General features: G+C 41.0%; 15 protein-coding genes and 1 tRNA gene. 6 read left to right on the top strand and 10 right to left on the bottom strand.

The features are described from left to right. Positions 1–123: 123 nt before the first annotated feature. The 7 genes from Q0688_RS16365 to rlmE all read right to left on the bottom strand — a co-directional run bounded on the left by Q0688_RS16365 (position 124) and on the right by rlmE (position 6426). Positions 124–208 (bottom strand) — tRNA-Leu (locus tag Q0688_RS16365). A 17-nt stretch (positions 209–225) separates the two neighbouring features. Continuing rightward, the gene (gene secG, locus Q0688_RS16360) at positions 226–627 is read right to left on the bottom strand and encodes a preprotein translocase subunit SecG (RefSeq protein ID WP_299079226.1); all 402 of its coding nucleotides are present in this window, start codon (positions 625–627) and stop codon (positions 226–228) included. 8 nt (positions 628–635) lie between these two features. Next, positions 636–1382: a triose-phosphate isomerase gene (gene tpiA / locus Q0688_RS16355; RefSeq protein ID WP_299079223.1), complete on the bottom strand. Its 747-nt coding sequence runs from the start codon at positions 1380–1382 to the stop codon at positions 636–638. A gap of 100 nt (positions 1383–1482) precedes the next feature. Continuing rightward, positions 1483–2823, bottom strand: coding sequence for a phosphoglucosamine mutase (gene glmM, locus Q0688_RS16350; RefSeq protein ID WP_299079220.1), 1341 nt, complete (start codon positions 2821–2823; stop codon positions 1483–1485). Beyond that, complete coding sequence (gene folP, locus Q0688_RS16345) at positions 2813–3655, bottom strand: dihydropteroate synthase (RefSeq protein WP_299079217.1); 843 nt, start codon at positions 3653–3655, stop codon at positions 2813–2815. Before folP ends, glmM begins: the two co-directional genes overlap by 11 nt. Positions 3656–3750: 95 nt before the next feature. Next, entirely contained in the window at positions 3751–5703 is a 1953-nt protein-coding gene (gene ftsH, locus Q0688_RS16340) for an ATP-dependent zinc metalloprotease FtsH (protein WP_299079214.1), read from the bottom strand. Positions 5704–5796: 93 nt separating this feature from the next. Next, on the bottom strand, positions 5797–6426 hold the full coding sequence (gene rlmE, locus Q0688_RS16335) for a 23S rRNA (uridine(2552)-2'-O)-methyltransferase RlmE (RefSeq protein ID WP_299079211.1): 630 nt from the start codon (positions 6424–6426) through the stop codon (positions 5797–5799). Between the two features lie 107 nt (positions 6427–6533). Here rlmE and yhbY point away from each other — a divergent pair, with 107 nt between their 5' ends. The 6 genes from yhbY to Q0688_RS16305 all read left to right on the top strand — a co-directional run bounded on the left by yhbY (position 6534) and on the right by Q0688_RS16305 (position 12915). After that, on the top strand, positions 6534–6830 hold the full coding sequence (gene yhbY / locus Q0688_RS16330) for a ribosome assembly RNA-binding protein YhbY (RefSeq protein ID WP_299079208.1): 297 nt from the start codon (positions 6534–6536) through the stop codon (positions 6828–6830). Between the two features lie 278 nt (positions 6831–7108). Beyond that, entirely contained in the window at positions 7109–8626 is a 1518-nt protein-coding gene (locus Q0688_RS16325; RefSeq protein ID WP_299079205.1) for a methyl-accepting chemotaxis protein, read from the top strand. 47 nt (positions 8627–8673) lie between these two features. Beyond that, positions 8674–9807, top strand: coding sequence for a hypothetical protein (locus tag Q0688_RS16320; protein ID WP_299079202.1), 1134 nt, complete (start codon positions 8674–8676; stop codon positions 9805–9807). An 11-nt stretch (positions 9808–9818) separates the two neighbouring features. Further along, positions 9819–10247, top strand: a complete 429-nt coding sequence (locus tag Q0688_RS16315; protein ID WP_299079200.1) for a phosphate ABC transporter substrate-binding protein — start codon at positions 9819–9821, stop codon at positions 10245–10247. Positions 10248–10457: 210 nt separating this feature from the next. Then, entirely contained in the window at positions 10458–10799 is a 342-nt protein-coding gene (locus Q0688_RS16310) for a hypothetical protein (RefSeq protein ID WP_299079197.1), read from the top strand. Positions 10800–10845: 46 nt separating this feature from the next. Next, positions 10846–12915, top strand: a complete 2070-nt coding sequence (locus Q0688_RS16305) for a multicopper oxidase domain-containing protein (RefSeq protein WP_299079195.1) — start codon at positions 10846–10848, stop codon at positions 12913–12915. Between the two features lie 108 nt (positions 12916–13023). On the opposite strand, the gene Q0688_RS16300 is transcribed toward Q0688_RS16305, so the two are convergent. From Q0688_RS16300 to Q0688_RS16290, 3 genes are all read right to left on the bottom strand, one after another. Next, the gene (locus Q0688_RS16300) at positions 13024–13545 is read right to left on the bottom strand and encodes a hypothetical protein (protein WP_299079183.1); all 522 of its coding nucleotides are present in this window, start codon (positions 13543–13545) and stop codon (positions 13024–13026) included. Positions 13546–13553: 8 nt separating this feature from the next. Then, complete coding sequence (locus tag Q0688_RS16295; protein WP_299079181.1) at positions 13554–14045, bottom strand: FKBP-type peptidyl-prolyl cis-trans isomerase; 492 nt, start codon at positions 14043–14045, stop codon at positions 13554–13556. 510 nt (positions 14046–14555) lie between these two features. Continuing rightward, complete coding sequence (locus Q0688_RS16290) at positions 14556–17123, bottom strand: AAA family ATPase (RefSeq protein ID WP_299079179.1); 2568 nt, start codon at positions 17121–17123, stop codon at positions 14556–14558. Positions 17124–17246: the final 123 nt, after the last annotated feature.

Here is a 17246-nt window from a genome sequence, read left to right as displayed (position 1 = left end):
AAAATACCACTAAGATCGTTGGATGTCACTAAGGCATATCGGACACTATCGGACATAAAAAAACCCGAAAGGCTTGTTTTATGGGCCTTTCGGGTCTTATTTGGTTCTTATAGAACCTTGTTATGGTGCGGATGGAGAGACTCGAACTCTCACGGCCTAAGCCACAGCCCCCTCAAGGCTGCGTGTCTACCAATTCCACCACATCCGCAAATTTAGTCTTACCTATTAAGGGTTAGGTATGTCGTCTTCCTTAGGTGCTTCTGTAACAGGTACATCATCTGCTGTAGATTGCATTGACTGTTCAGTTTCTTCAGTCACGGGTACGTCAGAATCAACCGCTTGTTCAGTAACAGGCACTTCTAGGTTTTGCCATTCGTCGACTGCTTTTTCTTTATCGGCGGTTTGATTACCTAAAATCAAACTAATAATAAAAAATAATGTTGCCAGTATCGCGGTAGTTCTAGTTAAAAAGTTACCCGATCCTGTTGAACCAAAAACCGTATTTGAGCCACCACTTCCGAAAGATGCGCCCATTCCAGCGCCTTTTCCTTGTTGGATCAACACAAAACCAATCAACATCACTGCAACTATCAAATAAACAATAACTAATATTTCGTAAAAAACCATGTGTGCCTCTATTGATTTGCCGCTTGGCAAATACTTAAAAAATCTTCTGGATTTAAACTGGCTCCGCCAATTAAACCACCGTCTACATCTGCCTGAGAAAATAATTCTTGGGCGTTACTACCTTTAACACTGCCGCCATATAAAATAACGATATTGGCCGCAATATTTGTATCTTGTTTCGCTAAATATCCGCGGATAAAAGCATGTACTTCTTGGGCTTGCGTTGGACTTGCGGTTTTACCAGTACCTATGGCCCAAATAGGCTCGTAGGCTAACACCATTTTTGCAAACTGCTGGATACCTACTTGCTGCAATACGGCATCTAGCTGCGCGGCGATATAATCGAATAGTGTGCCGTTTTCTCGCACGTCTTCAGGTTCGCCCACACATAAAATAGGGGTCAGATTCGCCTTTAACCCTTGTTCAACTTTTAACGCAACCACTGCATCAGACTCGTTGTTATCTGCACGACGCTCTGAATGTCCAACAATCACATAGTGGCAGTTAAACTCTTTAAGCATGGCAACCGACACTTCACCAGTGTGGGCCCCCGAGTCAAATTGGCTGATATTTTGGGAGCCTAATTTCACTGTATTTGCAAACAATTCCAAATATGGAAAAGGTGGACAAATCACCACGTCCATATTGTCGAGACTGGCTTCCGCTAGGCTTTGCTGCATTTGCTTAACCAGTGTTTTATCGCCATTCATTTTCCAATTACCGGCGACCAACTGTCTACGATTATTTGTTTGCAAGTTATGCTCCTTCAAACGCCAATAAAAAAGCGCGCGAGATATTAACTAACCCAATGGCAATATACAAGTGGCTGCGGTTAATATTACCCAGTAAAGCCGACTAAACGGTTACTTTACGCACAGCACTGGCTATATGCTCGGCCCAGCTACTCGAATCCTGTTCATCATGGGCTTCTACCATGACTCTAACAAGGGGCTCGGTGCCACTTTTACGTAATAAAACACGGCCTTTGTCACCCAGAGCTTTTTCTGCATCAAGAACAGCTTGTTTAACGGCTTTGTCTTCAAGAGGTGTCGTGCCTTCAGAAAACCTCACATTAATTAAAGTTTGAGGATACTTGCTCATCCCTCGGCTCAATTCATGTAGGGTCATTTCGGCCGTTAACATGGCCGCTAAGACTTGCAACCCCGCTACTATTCCGTCTCCGGTTGAAGCTGCGGCTAGGTTTAGAACATGGCCAGAGCTTTCACCACCAATTAGCCAATCCTTTTGTTTGAGTAGTTCCATAACATGGCGATCCCCTACTTTACTGCGAACAAATGGAATACCTAAGGTTCCTAATGCAACTTCTAAACCTAAGTTACTCATGACTGTACCCACCACTCCGCCTTTTAAGCGTCCTGTTTTAAGGGCGTCTCTGGCGATGATATATACAATTTGGTCACCATCGATCACGTTACCTTTGTGATCGACTAGCATTAAGCGGTCGCCATCTCCATCGAGTGCAAAACCCAAATCAGCTTTATTCTCAACAACGCTTTCGGTTACAGCCTTCATTGAAGTTGCGCCCACTTTCTGGTTAATGTTTAAACCATCGGGTTCAGCGCCAATTTCAATCACTTCTGCACCTAACTCACTAAGTACGTTAGGTGCAATGTGATAGGTTGCACCATGTGCGCAATCGACCACTATTTTTAAGCCCTTAAGCGATAGTGCCGAAGGGAAATTACCTTTACAAAATTCGATATAACGCCCAGGCGCATCGGCAATACGTACTGCTTTGCCCAATTTATCTGATGCAACACATTCCATAGGTTTATCCATCATTGCTTCGATGGCAATCTCAATATCATCGTCTAACTTCATGCCATCGGCAGAGAAAAACTTAATACCATTATCGTAATAAGGATTATGTGAGGCACTAATAACAATACCGGCTTCAGAGCGAAAGGTTTTGGTTAGATAGGCAATAGCAGGTGTGGGCATAGGGCCGAGTAACCCAATATTGATCCCCGCGGCAGACAAACCCGCTTCTAAGGCAGACTCCAACATATAACCTGAAATGCGCGTATCTTTGCCTATTAACACGTTGTTGGTTCCTTGACCGGCCAATATCTTGCCCGCAGCCCAACCGAGTTTCATCACAAACTCTGGGTTAATCATGCTTTCACCCACTTTGCCGCGTATTCCATCCGTACCAAAATATTTTCTATCGCTCATTATTGTTGTTCCTGTAAGCGTTTATCATTTGCGTTACTTTAACAGCATCTACTGTCTCTTTAACATCATGCACTCTAATTATTTGTGCTCTTTTTTGCAGTGCCACTGTGGCCACCGCAATATTGCCGGCTAAGCGTTGCTCTACGTCTCGATTTAACAGGTTGCCCAACATAGATTTTCGGGACATCCCAGCTAAAACCGGCACATTAAGCTGCTGAAATACTTCTAAATTAGCCAATAGCTGATAATTATGCTCTAGGGATTTTCCAAAACCAAAACCGGGGTCAACAATAAGTTGTGACTGGGCAATACCCGCCTCTAAACAACGCTCAATACGTTGTTGTAAAAACTGCATTACGTCTTGCACCACATCACCATACCTTGGATTATGTTGCATTTCCCTAGGTTGACCTTGCATATGCATCAGGCAAACTGGCACCTTGGCATTGGCTGCTGCAGCTAGAGCGCTCGGTTCTTGCAATGCCCTCACATCATTAATCAGACCAGCACCAGCCTTAACCGCTGCTGTCATTACATGTGCTTTGCTGGTGTCTATGGAGATAACCGTATCGAATCTTTGTTTTATTGCCTCTATTACTGGAATGACGCGATCCAGCTCTTGTTGTAGCGATACATCTTTAGCACCAGGCCTTGTAGACTCGCCACCAATATCGATAATATCGGCGCCTTCTGACAGCATTAATTCGGCTTGTGTCAGGGCATTTTCGAGTACATCAAAAGCGCCACCGTCAGAAAATGAATCCGGCGTAACATTTAATATTCCCATAACTTTCGGGGTCGATAAATCTAAGCAGTTATCTTTAAATTGCATAAAGCCTCGATAGTTTGTTCAAGATTTGAGAGCGTATCCATAAAAAAACGCCTTGCTGAATCATCAACAAAGCGCTTTTATTACATCCACTAATCTTAGCTAGTTGCGTCGCTTGGATCGCCTACATTGGGCTCACTAGGCTTGCCATCTTTCTTATCAGAGCCTGTGACAGTAGCACCGCCCGAAGGTGTGTTGCCATCATCTTTGTTATCTCTAATCCAATCTGCTGGCGGTCTAGGTTCTTTTCTGGCCATTAGATCATCGATTTGTTTCGCGTCAATGGTTTCGTATTTCATTAAACAGTCTTTCATGGTTTCCAGAACATCACGATTTTCTTCTAGAATTTTTTCTGCCCGTTCGTAATTGCGGTCAATAATAGACTTAATTTCCGCATCAATAGCACGTGCGGTATCGTCAGACATATTCTTAGATTTTGACATACTGCGTCCAAGAAACACTTCGCCGTCTTCTTCAGCGTATAGCATAGGTCCCATTTTTGAAGATAAGCCCCACTGGGTTACCATTTTACGGGCAATATCGGTAGCACGTTCGATATCGTTAGATGCACCTGTGGTTACGCCTTCCTCGCCTAATGTCATGTTTTCAGCGATACGCCCGCCGAATAAGCTCGATATCATGCTTTCGAGGTGTTGTTTGCTGTGGCTATATCTGTCTTGTTCGGGCAAATACATAGTCACACCTAAAGCCCTACCTCTAGGAATAATAGATACTTTATAAACCGGATCGTGCTCAGGTACCATACGTCCTACTATTGCATGCCCTGCTTCATGGTAGGCAGTATTGGTTTTTTCTTCCTCAGACATCACCATACCCTTGCGCTCAGAGCCCATCATGATTTTGTCTTTGGCTTTATCAAATTCATCCATAGACACTGTTTTTCTACCTGAACGTGCGGCAAATAGCGCGGCTTCGTTCACTAGGTTGGCCAAGTCAGCGCCAGAAAAACCCGGTGTACCGCGAGCAATTAAGCTAGCTTCAACATTGTCACCCAGTGGCACCTTACGCATATGCACTTTAAGGATTTGCTCGCGCCCTCTAATGTCAGGCAAACCAACAGTAACTTGACGGTCAAAACGCCCTGGACGTAATAATGCCGGGTCCAATACATCTGGACGGTTAGTGGCAGCAATCACAATCACGCCTTCGTTACCTTCAAAACCATCCATTTCAACTAACATTTGGTTAAGGGTTTGTTCTCTTTCATCGTGACCACCGCCTACGCCAGCACCACGTTGACGGCCTACTGCATCAATTTCATCGATAAAGATGATACAAGGAGATGATTTTTTAGCTTGTTCAAACATGTCACGCACACGAGATGCACCCACACCTACAAACATTTCTACAAAATCTGAACCCGATATCGTAAAAAACGGTACTTTTGCTTCACCGGCAATCGCTTTAGCTAACAGGGTTTTACCTGTTCCTGGAGGGCCTACCATAAGCACACCTGTTGGGATCCGGCCGCCTAACTTTTGAAATTTAGTAGGGTCACGCAGAAAATCCACTAACTCAGAAACATCTTCTTTAGCTTCATCACAGCCTGCCACATCGGCAAAGGTGGTTTTAATCTGATCGTCGCCTAACAAACGGGCTTTGCTTTTACCAAATGACATGGCGCCTTTGCCGCCGCCTCCGCCTTGCATTTGACGCATAAAAAATATCCACACACCAATCAACAACAACATAGGGAACCAAGATATAAATATCGAGGTTAAAATTGACGATTCTTCTGGCTCTTTACCAAACACAGCCACATTGTTTTCAATCAACTCGTCCATCAAGGCTAAATCTGTGTAAGGAATAATGGTATTGAAAGACTCACCATTACGTTTTACACCATTAATTTGCCCGGTATTGCGGTCGATAGTGGCACTGCTAACCACACCATTACTGACATCACGTAAAAACATGGTGTAATCAGTATTGGTTGACTGGGATTCATTGCCTGAAAAATTTTGGAAAACCGACATCAATACCACAGCGATAACGAGCCATAAGATTAGATTTTTTGCCATGTCGCTCAAGTTGTTAAACCTCTGTTGTTGCTAGAGTCATTGTGACTCTATGAATTTCGTCTCGCGCTTTTTATCGCGTACCACTTAATGATGACGAGACTACTATAATTTATATCCTGTCGCCACCAGATAAACCTCTCTGGAACGCGCTCTTGATGATTCTGGTTTTCGTGTTTTAACCGATTTGAAGGCATTTTGAACATCCTTCATAAAGGTTTCAAAGCCCGCTCCCATAAATACTTTTACCACAAAACTGCCGTTTTTTTTCAGTACTTGATGGCACATATCCAAGGCTAATTCTACTAAGTACATAGACTTAGCCTGATCGATAGCGTCATTGCCGCTCATATTGGGTGCCATATCAGACATCACCACATCAACGTTTTTACCATCAATTTTATTCAACAATTCATTTAATACACTTTCTTCTCGAAAATCTCCCTGAAGAAATGCTACTCCCATTAAAGGGTCCATAGCTAAAATATCACAAGCGATGACTAAGCCATCATCACCTACTACCTTAGCAGCATATTGCGACCAACCTCCGGGCGCAGCCCCTAAATCAACCACAGTCATAGAGGGTTTGATTAAACCATCTTTGTGTTGAATTTCTTCTATCTTAAATCCAGCCCTTGAACGCAACCCCTGTTTTTGCGCTTTTTTCACAAATTTGTCGTCAAAATGCTCTTTTAACCAACGCTGGCTACTAACCGATTGTTTATTTTTGCTCATTTAACTGTCAAAAACACCGCATTCAAATTAGGAATAAATGTGAGATGGCGCTAGAATAGCGCTTTTCAACCATACATCATCAATAAATTTGTAAGAAAACCTAACTAATGACTTTATCAAACAAACAAAAGCAGCACTTAAAGGGCTTGGCCCACGCACTAAAACCTGTAGTACAACTAGGTAACAATGGCCTAACTGAAGGGGTTTTGGCTGAAATTGAAGGGGCGATTAATCACCATGAATTAATTAAGGTAAAAATCCCGACCGACGATAAAGAAGAAAAATCGTTAATTGTTGACGCCATCGTTAGAGAAACCGCGGCGACTAAGTTGCAAGTGATAGGCCACGTTTTGGTATTATTTAAACAAAGCGACGAGAAAAAAATCGATTTGCCAAAAAAATAGAGAATGTTTTAACTTTTTTCGTTGTCTTTAAATGTAGCCCTAAGTTTTTTTATATTTAGGGCACATAACTTAATTCTTCCTTCCCAAACATCTGTATATCCTTGTTTGCTAAATAAAAAGCTTTGACTACACTAAAATTTAAGTTGTTGAATTTACTTAATTAGAGGTAGTTGCTGGTGAATTTTTTTTCTAAACGCTCAATCCGCTTCAAAATATTAATGATCCCAATCGTTGGTGTAATAGGGTTCATGATTTACTTATTTATTAGCTTATTTGCAATGAATAACAACCTGGTACTTCTTCACAATGCGAAGAACATTCAATTCCCTCTTTTACAGTTCTCATCCGAAAGTTTAATCAAACTAGAAAAAATCAAAGAAACATTAGGCGACGCTGCAGGTATGGCCGAACCTGACAAACTTGATGCTGCCAATGTTATACATCAAGAACTCAAAGACACCTTATATAAAGCCGCAGAAATCGACTCTTCAAATACTAGCAATATCAATGAGTTGATAAAACAATTAGAAAGTTACTATCAACTTGCCTACGCGCTTTCTAAAAGTATCGTTGATGGCACTGCTGATTACTCTACGTTAGCTGAAAAAAGCCAGCAGATGTCGGAACGACTCGAAAAACTGCAGCAAGACTTAAAAGTGTTTAATGAAGCGAGAAACGAAGAGTTTATTGAAGCATTTAATAGTGTCAACGAAAAAACGGAGTCGACTGTTACCATAGGCATTATTGTTGGCGTTATTACAATAGTGCTTTTGTTTGCGGTATCCCTGCCAATCAGTACCGGGATTAAAGGTAGCATTGATGAAATCATAGTTTCAATGCGCCGAATAGCTGAAGAAGATGGCGATCTCACTAGACGAATTAATTCAGCCAGCCAAGATGAAATAGGCGAACTGGTGCGCTGGTTTAATACTTTTATCGAAAAACTACAAAATACCATTAAGCAAACCGTTGAGACAGCTATTCCTTTGGCAGAAACAGCCTCAGCCATTAAACAGCTTACCAGTCGTACTCAAACCATTTTTGAGCAACAGCTGGTTAGTAGTAACCAATCACAAAGTTCAGTAGATGAAATGAATCAAAGTGTTGAACGTATTTCTAACAATGCCGCTAATGCATCAACCTCAGCGGGTGATGCCAAAGAAGGTGCCAACAATGGGCTAAATGATGTTCAAAAAACCATTGATAGTATTCAGTCCTTGGCACAAAACATTACCGAGTCTTCAGATGCAGTTTTAAAGCTTGAACAAGGTTCATCTAAGGTGAATGTTGTGCTTGAAGTGATTAAAGGGATTGCAGAACAAACTAACCTACTCGCTCTCAACGCGGCAATAGAAGCGGCACGGGCCGGTGAGCAAGGCAGAGGATTTGCAGTAGTTGCAGATGAAGTTAGAAATTTGGCATTACGTACCCAGGAGTCTACTGAAGAAATTAACCAAATTCTTGAAGAGCTTCAAGTGTCAGCTAAAGATGCTGTTTCAAAAATGGAAAGCAGTCAAAATCAAGTAAATGTTAGCGTTGAAAGAGCAAGCGATGCAGGAGACAGCTTGAAAAATATTACTGAGACGGTATCTCAAATAAATCGCATGAACCAAGAAATTGCGGGCGACACATCTCAGCAAATTGAAATATCAGGCCGTTTGGTTGATTCGGTTGCGGATATTCAAGAAAAAACCCAAGAATCAAATAGTGCCAGTTCGGAGCTAACAGAAGTCAGCGAAAAACTATCAGGTCTAGCTTCTGTTTTAGAATCCATTGCGACTCAATTTAAAGTCTAAAACATTACTCTAATTAATATTTGTCAGAACACATTAGGAAAACATCCATGAACAAGAAAATACAGTTATTGTTACTAACAGGTAGTAGTTTGGCGTTTCAAACTCACGCAGGAGATATAAATTTTTCAGGCTTTGCCACAATTGCGGGCGGAGTCACTATGGGTAGCGATGAAAATTACGGGGGGTATGACGACAAAATTAGTTTTGCGACTAACTCTCTAGTTGGACTTCAAGCTTCTTCTGATCTAGGCGAAGGCTGGGGAGTTACAACTCAACTTTTAGCCAAAGGAGAAGAAGATTGGGATCTCAGTGCTAAATGGGCTTTTATTAGTTATGACACATCAAACGATTGGCGTATTTTATTTGGCCGACAAAGAGCACCTTTTTATATTTATTCCGATTATCTTGATGTGTCTTATGCCTACCATTGGATAACGCCCCCAGAAGGTGTTTACTCCCTGCCTTTTGACGTAATAGATGGTATTGGTGCAATTAAAAACTTAACGCTAGGTAGTTTTGATTCTACTTTTCACGTGACAATGGGCGGTAATAAGTCCGAGATTAGTGGGTTTGATGCCGAATTTAAAGATGTCATTAGTATTGCTTGGAGCCTCAACAAGGATTGGTTTACCGCAAGGTTAAGTTATGCAGTAGCTGATTTTTCACTTGACTCACCTGACATAACCACTTTAGCTGATGGTTGGCGAGCAGCCATGTTTCCAGAAATAGCAACTGGCGTAGAAATTGTTGAAGATAAGGGTAAGTTTGCTGGAGTTGGTTTTACTTTTGACTTTGAAAACTGGCTTATAGTAACAGAGGTCACTAAAGTCGAAACAGGTGAAAATTTTTATCCCACAAGTGATTCTTATTACATGAGTATTGGATATCGCCTTGGCAATGGCCTGTTGCACCTTACTGCAGGGGCTGATGAAGCAGATCCTGATATTTCATTGCTTGATGATGTTCCTGTAGGCGTAGTGCCTGAGTTAGACTTTTTGTATGCATCTACTGTTGGTATTTTCAATAATGGTGCTGAAGATAGCAGCTTTGTCACCTTAGGCTACAAATGGGACATGGATGCAACCGTCAGCATGAAAGTGGAATACACTAACTTCGATAATAAATTGATGGGTGCAAACGATGCATCTTTACTTCAATTTGCTATAACAACTGTCTTCTAGAGGTCATTCAGATGAAACTTATATATAGGGTAGCCTTACTGAACGTGTTTATTGTAAATTTGCTTTTTTCTCAAGGTGCATTTGCTGAAGTAGCCGTGGTTGTAAACCCAAGCAATGCCGCAACCTTGAGCAATGATGACATCAAACGTTTATTTTTAGGAAAATCAAAGAGCTTTCCTGGCGGCGCTTCAGCTGAACCAGTCAATTTAAAAGGCTCACAAGCAACTAGGGGCGATTTTGAACAGAAGGCCTTAGGGAAATCCAGTAACCAAATGAAGGCTTATTGGTCGAAGTTACTCTTTAGTGGTAAAGCAAATCCACCAAAAGAAGTAGCCAATGATGCAGAAGTAATTAATTTAATTAAGGGAAACCCAGCCGCTATCGGGTACGTTGATGCTGCAAGTGTTAATGCCGATGTAAAGGTTGTTGCTACTTTTTAACTCTCTTGTATTGGCTCAGTTTAGGTGGTTTTGTTGATTGATCATTTCTACTATCAAGCGCATTAAATATGTGATCACATTTTGATGCGGCTTGATATAACACTGGGCCAACTTACCAACTAAGACCATAAAAACTAATTGCGTATAGGTTATGGATTAACTTAAAATTGTGACATGTAAATTACCATCTATTTTTCGGTGTGTCGCTGCATGACATATACTGAATATATCGAGATCATGAAACATTTTTTGGTGCTATTACTGTTATTCACTTTGTCAGCAAATTCTCTTGCTGCTTCAAAGGCATGCATGATGGATCATAATGAAACAGCCCAAAGTGTTACTAAAATGCCTTGTCACGATGAGGTAGAAGAAGAAACCCAAAACGCGCCACATATTTGTGATTGTGATATCTGCTCTCAGTTTGTTTATGGCTTTGAATCAAGTTTTGTTAAGTCACTTCAATATGGCACCCGTATTAATATTGTGAAGCAACTTCACTCTCAAAACAAAAGCCGGAATTACCGCCCTCCTATTTATTTCTCCATTTAAAAAATCGTTGTGCTGATCATCAGCAATTTTTAACTTGGAGATATCTATGAAACCAGTATTAGTAATGCTTTGTGTTTTGTTGACTACAACAGCATATAGCAAAGAAGTGTTCTACGAACTTAATGTAGATCACAAAACCGTTAATTTTTCTGGCCAAACGGCCACAGCCATGGCAATTAATGGCAGCATTCCCGCCCCAAAGCTTGAATTTACTGAAGGCGATGTTGCCATCATTAAAGTCATCAACCATACCCAAGATGAAGCCTCTATTCATTGGCATGGACTATTGTTGCCTCAAGAACAAGATGGAGTGCCCTATATTACTTACTTTCCAATAGCAGCTGGAGCCAGTTTTAAATATAGGTTTGAGCTTAAACATGCGGGAACCTATTGGTATCACAGCCATACACGAATTGATGAACAAAAAGGTCAATATGGTTCGATAGTGGTACACCCAAAGCAAGGCTATCAGCAATCATTTGACCACGATGTGGTGGTGCAATTATCCGATTGGACTGATGAAGACCCAGTCGATGTACTGAAGAATCTAAAAATGGACGGGGATTGGTATGCATATAAAAAAGATTCAGTTTTTAGCATTCAAGGCTACCTTGAAAATAGCAATTTGGATGCGTGGTTAACTAACCGCTGGCAGCGAATGGAAGGTATGGATGTTTCGGATGTAGGTTACGATGCATTTTTAGCAAATGGACAAACATCATTAGCGTTATTACCCGATGCCAAAGCGGGTGAAAAAGTTCGAGTCAGGCTTATTAACTCGGGCGCTTCGAGTTATTTTGATATTCAGCAACGTTCTGGTGTATTTGAAGTGGTCGCTGCTGATGGACTAGATGTTCAACCTATTAAAGTAAAAGAATTGAGAATGGGCATGGCTGAAACCTATGATGTGATAGTCACTATTCCTAGTTCTGGCGGCTTTGAGTTTGCAGCAAATAACATTGATGGAACCGGCGGTGTAAAAGTTAAACTAGGTAGTGGCTCGGCAACACCCTCACCCGATCCTCAACGACCCAATGTTTTTGCGAAAATGCAACATGGTGACGGCGATGGCGAAGATCACTCAATGCATCAGATGTCCAACACAACTGCTGCCAAGCAACAGCCAAAGCCACAACAACACAACCATCATCAACATCACCAGATGATGAAGGATTCAACAGAGCAAATAGTCAACACACTCAATTATGCTTTGCTCAAAACTAGGCAGCCAGTTAAATATACCGGTGAATTACAAACATACACTTTGCGGTTAACCGGTGATATGGAAAGCTATAACTGGAATTTTAACAATCTGCCATTATCGAAAGCAGATGTAATCAAAATAGATAAAGGCAAAGTAGTTCGTTTTCATTTTAAAAATGAATCTATGATGCATCACCCATTACATTTGCATGGGCATTTTTTCAAAGTGATTTCTGGCAATGGTGAATACGACGTACTGAAACACACAGTAGATGTGCCACCTATGGGGAGTGTCACCATAGAGTTTGCCGCCAACGAAGAGAAAGATTGGTTTTTTCATTGCCACAATCTATATCATGCAAAAACAGGTATGGCTCGGGTAGTTCGCTACAGCGATTACCAAGGTAATCCAGCATTTACCAAGGCAAAAATGTTGAGCAATGAGATCATGGATGATGATTGGTATAGCCGCAGTGATTTAACGCTACTTTCTTCGCACCTTTATGCAAAGTTTCGCATCAGCAATACTAATTATATGGTTGAGTTAGCCGCTGAAAAACATTTCTCAGAAGCGCTAGAATTGGGCGCCCGTTTTCATTACAAACAATCTAGTTGGTTGCAGTACTTTTTAGGTGTTGAGCGCGAAGCTCAAGAAAACGAATTGATGGTGGGGCTTAAATACATCACACCATTTAATATTGAAACAGCGATTTGGATTAATGATGAAGGTAAAATACAGGCTGAGGCAGAAACTGAATTTCAGCTCACTCCTAATATAGGTTTATCCATTGGCGCTTCAAGTGAATCAGAGTGGCAAACGGCTTTGGAGTATCGTTCGTCACCTAATTGGTCTATTGCAATAAACGCCAACGAAACTTCAGGCGTAGGTGTTGGGATCACCGCCACTTTTTAGTTAAGTGTTATTATTAGTTAAATCAATCAGTTGGCTTTAACATCAATAGGCCAACTGACTTTTTACATTATAAACTAAAAATAACTTGAAATTTAATTACACGAATATTTATTCAGTTTTGAAAAATGAATCTTGTGAGCTTCTATGCAATCTACCTGCACCCCAAACGTAAAATCTCACCGAATATGATTTAAGTATTTCAACATCTTTCAAATTGATATAAGTTCTATAAGATATTTTTTCATCTCCTATCGACTCATGTTCGTTATAAAAGAATGGCAATGGAATTATTATTCGTCCGTTTTCACCAACGATACTATTTTCAAATTTATTCACCGCTATTCCTCTAGTTGAAGAGATTTTGCTAAAATTAGATTCATTCTTAAATAAATTATTAAATGTTAAAATTGGATTTTCTTCTTCAGGTGATATTAAGAGAATTGCGTTAGTTAATACTTTTCTAGTAGGGCTTTTATTTTCTATAGAAACTTTTACAGTTAAAAATTCGTTTGGCTCGGTTTTTACTTCAACATTAAGATTGACATAACTAACTAAAGTATCACTAACCTTCCAAAAGAAAGCTACAACTCCAAGAATTCCGCCTACAATTTTGAGTGATTCTATATCCATAAAATTCCCTAATGCTGATGCCCACCCACTCCATGAGCATGGCCATGTTGGATTTCTTCTTCTGTAGCTTCGCGAACACTTTCCACTTGTAGTTCAAACTGTAAGGTTTTACCGGCCAGTGGGTGGTTGGTGTCTATGGTGACCATAAATTTACCGGCTTTTACTATTGTCACTTCTCGCTGACCTTGTTCAGTATTAACAACGGCTGTCATACCCGCTTTCCATTTTGGCTTTTTCTCGGCGCTAAGTAAGTGCTTGACCGATATGCGTTGTTCGCTATCAGCTTGAATCTCACCATAGGTTTCTGCGGCTTCTAACTCTACTTCAAGCTCATCGCCTTTTGACATGGATTCTAAAGACTTTTCGATCCCTGGCATCATATTGTTATAACCATGGAGATAGGCCACGGCTTGATCACCAAAATTAGACTCTAACTCTTTGCCATCTAAGTCTTTGATTCGATAATGGAATTGTACAACTGTACCTTTTGAAATTTTCATAATGTCTCTTAGGATTAATGATTATTAATGGCGAGATCCTAACAGAATTAAACCTCACTGTTGAGCGTTAACACTTAAGATTTGGAGTAAGAATGAAATGATTGAAACACAGAGAACGCAGAGCACTGAGCCACGTAGAGGAAAAGAAGGTTTAGATTCTATCTGCTTTTCTTTGTGCCCTCTGTGATCTCTGTGGTTCAATTTTTTTGCTTTTAAATGCATTGCGTGTTGTCAAAGAAAAGAGATTCCCGATAAAAGCACTCGGGAATGGCGGTTTGGGGTAGCATTAAGGAATGATGGCCGTCATTATCTTCGTCCCTGCATGTTGTTAGCATGGGTCCATTTGTTTTATTTAATCAGTTATTGATGATTCAAAAGCTAATTCACCACAGAGCTCACAGAGCGCTGCGCTTCACAGAGGACAAGATAGTGAAAATTAAAATTGTTTTTCTCTGTGCTCTCTGTGTCTTCTGTGGTTCAAAATTCGTTTAGATTTATCTATTCGCCATATTAGTCATCGTCGGCTCCGGCCACTATATTGGCAATATTCAATAGACTCGATACCGCCATATAGTTCACCGAACCTTTAGGGTAACGGCCTTTAGAGTTCTGAATACCCGCGTCTACATCCATCAATAATTCCAAAGCATCATCCACGGTTTCAACCACGCAAATATGGAATTTTTGGGCTTTTACGGCTGCCAGCACTTCTTTATCTAGCATTAAATTTACCTGATTAGATTTGGGAATAATCACCCCTTGAGTCCCCGTTAAGCCGCGATGTTGGCAAAGTTTGAAGAATCCCTCGATTTTTTCATTCACGCCGCCTACAGACTGCACTTGGCCATACTGATTAATTGATCCTGTTATGGCTAAGTCTTGGCGTACTGGCATTTTAGTTAGGGCGGAAATTAACGCCACCAACTCTGCCAGCGATGCGCTATCTCCGTCTATATGACCATAAGATTGTTCGATGGCGATGTTGGCAGATAAGGTCAAAGGAAACAATTGCGCATATTTATGCCCTAGATAACCCGTTAGCAACATCACGCCTTTTGAATGACTCGGCTGACCTAGCTCTACTTCACGTTCGATATCGACCACACCATTTGAACCTGCGTACACGGTCGAAGTTATACGTGCTGGTGTTCCAAACATGCTATCGCCTATTTCTAATACCGTAAGGCCATTCACTTTACCTAGGTCAACTCCTTGGGTAGCAATCAAAATTTGGCCTTGCTTGATATCATCTAAAACCGCTTCACTTACCCGGCCTGTTCTATGGGTTTTTGCCGCTAGTGCCGCCTCAATGTGGGTCACGTCTAGCTCTTGAGTTTGCTGCTGGCGACAAAAATATTCGGCCTCATGAAGCAGTTCAATCACATCAGAAAAACGTGCCGATAAGCGTTGTTGATGCTCTGCAAGTCGCAAGCTGTATTCGACTAAGCGATACATAGCCTTGGCAGAAATAGAGGTTAGGCCTAGCTCTTTGAGTTGTGCCCGTACTCGGCCAACAAAATCAAATAGGGTTTTCTTATCTAACGGAATTTCGTGATCAAAATCCACCAACACCCTAAACAACTCATAAAACTCATCGTCATAATCTTGCAAGGTGTAATACAAGTCTCGTGAGCCTAGCAGTACCACTTTGACATCAATAGGAATTTGTTGGGGGTTAAGGGTGATAGAATTCACCATGCCTACGTCGTGTTGAGGTAGGTCCATTTTTAATGAGCCAAATTTTAGCACCAGTTTTAAGGTTTCCCAGCCGAAAGGTTGTTCAATAAGCTTGTCAACGTCTAACAGCAAATATCCACCGTTGGCGCGGTGAATGGCCCCAGGGCGGATCATCCGGTAGTTAGTATAAACCGATCCTTGAATATTGGTGTATTCAACCCTTCCAAACAAATTTTGATGAGTTGGATTAGGCTCATAGATCACCGGAGAACCACTATTGAGTTCATGGGAAACAATAATATTGGGTAAATACTGTTCTTCTAGAATGGAACGTTTGTCATATTCATCATGTTTATCTTCTTTTTTGTCGTCAGCCAGTACCTCAACAACGGTTTCAACAAGATGAGGTTTCAGTTGCCTTAAAAACTTCAAGATGGCTAAGTTTGATGAATATTTGTGTTCTAAATCTTTTAGTAAGGGTCTTATCCCCTGCTCTGCCGTATCTTTTTTGAGTTTTCTTAACTTTTCTGCGGTTTCACGTTTCCACCTAGGCAACTCAATCAAGGCTTCACTTAACTTGTCTTCGAGCTCGTCAATCAGTTGATAAAAGCGCTGACGTTGTGTATCTGACACTTTGGCAAACTCGGCATCGGTAATGGGCTTACCATCAATAATTGGTGAAAAAGTTATACGATTTGTTAGCTGTCCTTGCATCAATACGGGTATAGTCTCAGCTGAACCAGTTATTTTTTCATCTCTAACATAATAAATGTGATGTTGATATTCCCAGACTCGACCATTTTTCACATCAGGTACCGTACCTGCAGCAAAAAGGGTTCCATTGTCCATGTTACTCATAAAATAATAATTACCCGCTGGTGCCGCAGCCCCTGCAACTAATGCCTCAGGTGTAGACACAACACGTTTAATTTGTAATACGTCTGACTTTTTTTTTGCATCTGTAACACAACCCGATAATATGCTGGCGTTAGTTACTGTATCAGCCCACAGTGTTCTAAAACTACCTGTAGCAAGGGGAAAGGTACCATTATTAACTCCCCCACCAACACATTCACCAACGGGCGCAGCAGGTACCGGGTTGATATTTGCCAACGTAATTGAGCCAGTATAATCGCCCCAAAAATTTTGCCTTAGTAAATCATCACTTAATACACTTATAGCAAATCGACCATTTTCTTGTAATTCGCCGTAATGTGATGTTTCACTCACTGTGCTTTTCATACCGACAAACACGCTTAACACGCCAGCAAAAATGACTAGCCCAATAGCTAGAGCAACAAAGATTTCAAGCAAGCTAAAACCTTGCTGGCGCTTAATTTTTAATTGGGTTTGCTGATAAGCGCTAACATTATGCTTATTATATTTCGTTTTTATTTTCATTTGCTAAAATCTCAACTTAGGCTTATTTTCTAGCTGATTATAATATATAAGCATCGACAACCACTTGCCGACGCGTATTACTGCTTACACCACAAGCATCAACCTTTTTAGCATCTTTAAATT

Source organism: uncultured Paraglaciecola sp. (genome assembly GCF_937123705.1).
Classification (GTDB): domain Bacteria; phylum Pseudomonadota; class Gammaproteobacteria; order Enterobacterales; family Alteromonadaceae; genus Paraglaciecola.
The sequence above is the reverse complement of the archived record's forward strand: the minus strand, read 5'-3'. Positions and strand labels throughout refer to the sequence as shown.

Excerpts from the sequence above, each read along its gene's own strand:
- secG (WP_299079226.1), bottom strand. The coding sequence starts at position 627 with ATGGTTTTTTACGAAATATTAGTTATTGTTTATTTGATAGTTGCAGTG.
- glmM (WP_299079220.1), bottom strand. The coding sequence starts at position 2,823 with ATGAGCGATAGAAAATATTTTGGTACGGATGGAATACGCGGCAAAGTG.
- folP (WP_299079217.1), bottom strand. The coding sequence starts at position 3,655 with ATGCAATTTAAAGATAACTGCTTAGATTTATCGACCCCGAAAGTTATG.
- rlmE (WP_299079211.1), bottom strand. The coding sequence starts at position 6,426 with ATGAGCAAAAATAAACAATCGGTTAGTAGCCAGCGTTGGTTAAAAGAG.
- yhbY (WP_299079208.1), top strand. The coding sequence starts at position 6,534 with ATGACTTTATCAAACAAACAAAAGCAGCACTTAAAGGGCTTGGCCCAC.
- Q0688_RS16325 (WP_299079205.1), top strand. The coding sequence starts at position 7,109 with ATGAATAACAACCTGGTACTTCTTCACAATGCGAAGAACATTCAATTC.
- Q0688_RS16320 (WP_299079202.1), top strand. The coding sequence starts at position 8,674 with ATGAACAAGAAAATACAGTTATTGTTACTAACAGGTAGTAGTTTGGCG.
- Q0688_RS16315 (WP_299079200.1), top strand. The coding sequence starts at position 9,819 with ATGAAACTTATATATAGGGTAGCCTTACTGAACGTGTTTATTGTAAAT.
- Q0688_RS16310 (WP_299079197.1), top strand. The coding sequence starts at position 10,458 with ATGACATATACTGAATATATCGAGATCATGAAACATTTTTTGGTGCTA.
- Q0688_RS16305 (WP_299079195.1), top strand. The coding sequence starts at position 10,846 with ATGAAACCAGTATTAGTAATGCTTTGTGTTTTGTTGACTACAACAGCA.
- Q0688_RS16300 (WP_299079183.1), bottom strand. The coding sequence starts at position 13,545 with ATGGATATAGAATCACTCAAAATTGTAGGCGGAATTCTTGGAGTTGTA.
- Q0688_RS16295 (WP_299079181.1), bottom strand. The coding sequence starts at position 14,045 with ATGAAAATTTCAAAAGGTACAGTTGTACAATTCCATTATCGAATCAAA.
- Q0688_RS16290 (WP_299079179.1), bottom strand. The coding sequence starts at position 17,123 with ATGAAAATAAAAACGAAATATAATAAGCATAATGTTAGCGCTTATCAG.